Annotated in this window: 4 protein-coding genes; 2 read left to right on the top strand and 2 right to left on the bottom strand. The window is 72.0% G+C overall.

Features of this window, described 5'->3' with window-relative positions:
* Positions 1–133: 133 nt before the first annotated feature.
* Together glgX and ACZ6SQ_RS35535 are read right to left on the bottom strand one after the other, a co-directional pair.
* Positions 134–2,281, bottom strand: a complete 2,148-nt coding sequence (gene glgX / locus ACZ6SQ_RS35540; protein WP_469569637.1) for a glycogen debranching protein GlgX — start codon at positions 2,279–2,281, stop codon at positions 134–136.
* The gene (locus ACZ6SQ_RS35535; RefSeq protein WP_469569635.1) at positions 2,278–2,790 is read right to left on the bottom strand and encodes a pep a2; all 513 of its coding nucleotides are present in this window, start codon (positions 2,788–2,790) and stop codon (positions 2,278–2,280) included. Before ACZ6SQ_RS35535 ends, glgX begins: the two co-directional genes overlap by 4 nt.
* 265 nt (positions 2,791–3,055) lie before the next feature.
* Between ACZ6SQ_RS35535 and ACZ6SQ_RS35530 the strand changes: the two genes are divergently transcribed.
* Complete coding sequence (locus ACZ6SQ_RS35530; protein WP_386385813.1) at positions 3,056–3,355, top strand: DUF5133 domain-containing protein; 300 nt, start codon at positions 3,056–3,058, stop codon at positions 3,353–3,355.
* A gap of 132 nt (positions 3,356–3,487) precedes the next feature.
* Positions 3,488–4,078, top strand: a 591-nt coding sequence (locus ACZ6SQ_RS35525) for a maltotransferase domain-containing protein (protein ID WP_469569633.1), incomplete at its 3' end; no start/stop codon positions are given.

Below are 4,078 nucleotides of genomic sequence, written 5' to 3'. Positions count from 1 at the left end.
CCCTAACAACCGGGGCGCCACTCGGTTCAGGGGGACTCCCCCCTCCCCGCTCGGACACACCCCGGAACGAGGGGGGCGGGCCCCCCCACCCCCCCCCCCTCCGTCGTCCCGTACCGGCCAGGGCCGGTACGGCTCACCCGCCCCCGTGCGACGGCCTCGCCAGCAGCACCAGGCTGCGCGCTCCGACGGTCAGCACGGTGGCTGCCTTGTGCTCCGTCTCGTCCGGTACGCCCTGGGGGTCGGCGGTGTCGATCAGCGCCGACCAGCACTCGCCGTACGCGGCACCGGGCAGCGCGAAGTCGACCGGTTCCCAGTAGCTGTTGAGCAGCAGCAGGAACGAGTCGTCGAGCACGGGCCGGCCCTGGGCGTCGGGCTCCGCGATGGCGTCGCCGTTGAGGAAGACGGCGACGGAGTGGGCGTCGGAACGGCGCCAGTCACGTTCGGTCATCTCCCGGCCGTCCGGCGCCAGCCACACCAGGTCGGGCAGCGGCTGCCCCGCGTGCGTGAGGGTTTCGCCGCGGAAGAACCTGCGGCGCCGCAGCACGGGGTGGGCCGAGCGCAGGGCGATCACCCGCCTGGTGTAGTCGAGCAGTTCGCGCTGCTCGCCGGTCAGCCGCCAGTCGATCCAGGACAGTTCCCCGTCCTGGCAGTAGGCGTTGTTGTTGCCCCGCTGGGTGCGGCCGAGCTCGTCGCCGTGCAGCAGCATCGGGATGCCCTGGGAGAGGAGCAGTGTGGCGAGGAAGTTGCGCTGCATCCGCCCGCGCAGTTCCAGCACGGACGGGTCCGCGCTCTCGCCCTCGGCCCCGCAGTTCCAGGACCGGTTGACGCTCTCGCCGTCCCGGTTGCCCTCGCCGTTGGCCTCGTTGTGCTTGTCGTTGTACGACACCAGGTCGCGCAGTGTGAAACCGTCGTGCGCGGTCACGAAGTTGACGCTGGCGCGCGGCTTGCGCCTGCTGTGCTGGTAGAGGTCGGAGGAGCCGGTCAGCCGGGAGGCGAACTCACCGAGGGTGTTCTGCCCGGTCCGCCAGAAGTCCCGCACGGTGTCCCGGTACTTGCCGTTCCACTCCGACCACAGGGGCGGGAAGTTGCCCACCTGGTAGCCGCCCTCGCCGACGTCCCACGGCTCGGCGATCAGCTTGACCCTGCTGATGACCGGGTCCTGCTGGATCAGGTCGAAGAACGCCGAGAGCCGGTCCACCTCGTGGAACTGCCGGGCGAGGGTGGCCGCGAGGTCGAAACGGAAGCCGTCGACGTGCATCTCGGTGACCCAGTAGCGCAGTGAGTCCATGATCAGCTGGAGGACGTACGGGTGGCGCATCAGCAGGCTGTTGCCGGTGCCGGTGGTGTCGTAGTAGTGGCCCCAGTCGCCGTCCACCAGGCGGTAGTAGGACGCGTTGTCGATCCCGCGGAAGGAGAGAGTGGGTCCCCTCTCGTTGCCCTCGGCGGTGTGGTTGTAGACGACGTCGAGGATCACCTCGAGGCCCGCCGCGTGCAGCGCCTTGACCATCGTCTTGAACTCGGCGACCTGCTCACCGCGGGTGCCGCGGGCGGCGTAGGCGTTGTGCGGGGCGAAGTAGCCGATCGTGTTGTAGCCCCAGTAGTTGGCGAGGCCCCGGTCGCGCAGCACGCCGTCCTGCACGAACTGGTGGACCGGCATCAGCTCCACGGCCGTCACCCCGAGCCCGAGGAGGTGCTCGACGACCGCCGGGTGGGCGAGCCCGGCGTAGGTGCCGCGCAGCTCGGGCGGGACCTCGGGGTGGGTGCGGGTGAGGCCCTTGACATGCGCCTCGTAGATCACCGAGTCGGCGTAGGGCCGCCGGGGCGGGTGGTCCTCGCCCCAGTCGAAACGGGGATCGGTGACCACGCCGAGCATGGTGTGCCCGGCGCTGTCCGCGGGGTCGGGCCCGGACGGGTCGCGCTCGTAGAGCGAGGGGTGGTTGTCGATCTGCCCGTCCACGGCCGTGGCGTAGGGGTCGAGCAGCAGCTTCGCCGGGTTGCAGCGCTGGCCCGCGCCCGGGTGCCAGGGGCCGTGCACCCGGTAGCCGTAGCGCCGGCCCGGTCCGACGCCCGGCAGATAGCCGTGCCACACGAAGCCGTCGGTCTCGGTCAGCGGTACCGCGCTGTGGCGCCCGGCGTCGTCGACGAGGACCAGTTCGACCTTCTCGGCGACCTCGCTGAAGAGGGCGAAGTTGGTGCCCTCGCCGTCGTGGGTGGCGCCCAACGGGTAGGGGTGCCCGCTCCACACGGGCACCCCGGACTTCCGGTTCCGCTTCGAGGTCACCGGGCGTCCTCCAGCACGCCGACGGCACGGGTCCGGCCGGCCAGGACCGCGGCCGGCATCAGCTCGCGGGGCACCTGGAGCACCTCGCGCAGGCTCGGCGCGGGGGCCGTGGGCACCAGCGGGACGCGCTCACCGGCACGGGCCCGCTGCGAGAACCAGATGACCTTGGAGCCGGTGTCGGTGGCGCAGCAGCCCCAGCCGTCGCTGTGCGCGGCGAGGTGCTCCAGGCAGTCGCGCAGGTCCTGGTCGGGGCGCAGGTCGCAGTCGTTCTCCCCGATGGCGGTGATCAGGTGCTGGCCGTTCCACCACATCTCGACGGAGGTGTGCTTGTCGGTCGCGTGCTCGTCGATCGCGGTCAGCAGCAGCTCGGCGGCGCCACGGACCGGCTCCACGATCGTCTCCAGGTCCCAGTAACGGAGATGAGCTGCCAGGATGCGTCCGACCTGTCCGACGCGTTCCGGGCTGACTTCCACGTCGAGGTGGTAGTAGCAGGGCACTGCGGTCTTCATCGTCGTTTGCTCCTCACCGGCCAGACTCTCGCTCGTCCGGCTCCCATGAGCCGGTCCCGAGTACGATGCGTGAGCACCGATCACTTCTGAGTAACCACTACGGTGACGGTGCTAGCCCATTCGTGCAACACGAGCGCACCCCGGGGTCGTTGAAGATCCAACAAGACGCTGGGTCGCCGTCCGTGCACCATGAGTGAAGGTCCGGGGTGTCCCCGGCCCCTCGGGACGGCGCCGTTCGCGGCCCCTCGGAAAGGTGAACCCCGCCATGCTGCTACCCGCGGAAGCCGAAGTCGCCCGGCAGCTGCGGCGGTACCGGGCCTGGGAGCGCATGATGCTCGCCGCCCCGGCCGACCGCACGGTGCGCGCCTCCTTCGAGGACTCGGGATACACGCTGTGCGTGCTGATGGGGAAGCGCTGCGCGCGAGAGGCCGCGGACGCCGCGGACCGCTATCTGCGGCACGGGCCGGCCGAGTTCCTGAGCGAGCAGAGCGGGCGCCCGTATCCGGTGCGGCGGGTGCGGCGGACGCCGGTCACGGCCGCGCGGCCCACCGCCGCGGGGCGGTAGCCCCGGCCCGCACCCGTGCGTCGGAGGGCGAGGGCGCCCTCCGGCGCTTCATCGCGGGGAGGCAGTGTCCTTCCCGCGCGGTACCCAGCTCCGGCCAGTCGGGCCGGCGTCGAGCACGGCGGAGGACAGACCATGAGCGCGCCCATCGGCCGCATCCCGGTACGCCAGGTCCACCCGGCGGTGGAGGGCGGCCGGCACCCTGCGAAGGCCGTGGCGGGCGAGACGTTCGAGATCTCCGCCACGGTGTTCCGTGAGGGCCACGACGCCGTCTCGGCGAACGCCGTGCTCACCGATCCGCAGGGCCGGCCCGGTCCGTTCACGCCGATGCGCGAGCTGTCGCCCGGCTCCGACCGCTGGGGCGCCGAGGTCACCCCGCACACGCCCGGCAGCTGGACCTACCACGTGGAGGCCTGGAGCGATCCGGTCGCCACCTGGCGGCACCACGCGCGGATCAAGATCCCGGCGGGCATCGACACCGGTCTCGTCCTGGAGGAGGGCGGCGATCTGCACGAGCGCGCCGCCGCGGGCGCGCCGCAGGGCCCCTCGCGCACGGCACTCCTCGGGGCGGCGCGGCGGCTGCGCGACGACACGCTGCCCGTCCGGGCCAGGCTGGAGGCCGCGTTCACTGCCGAGGTGGACGCGGCGCTGTCCGCGCATCCGTTGCGGGAGCTGGTGACGGCGTCGGAGGCGATGCCGCTGCTGGTGGAGCGGGAACGGGCCCTG

The organism is Streptomyces sp. NPDC048600 (genome assembly GCF_055587025.1).
This window is presented reverse-complemented; position numbering and strand designations above follow the sequence as displayed.

Coding starts and splice junctions, on each gene's coding strand:
- ACZ6SQ_RS35530 (WP_386385813.1), top strand. CDS start 3,056: ATGCTGCTACCCGCGGAAGCCGAAGTCGCCCGGCAGCTGCGGCGGTAC.
- ACZ6SQ_RS35535 (WP_469569635.1), bottom strand. CDS start 2,790: ATGAAGACCGCAGTGCCCTGCTACTACCACCTCGACGTGGAAGTCAGC.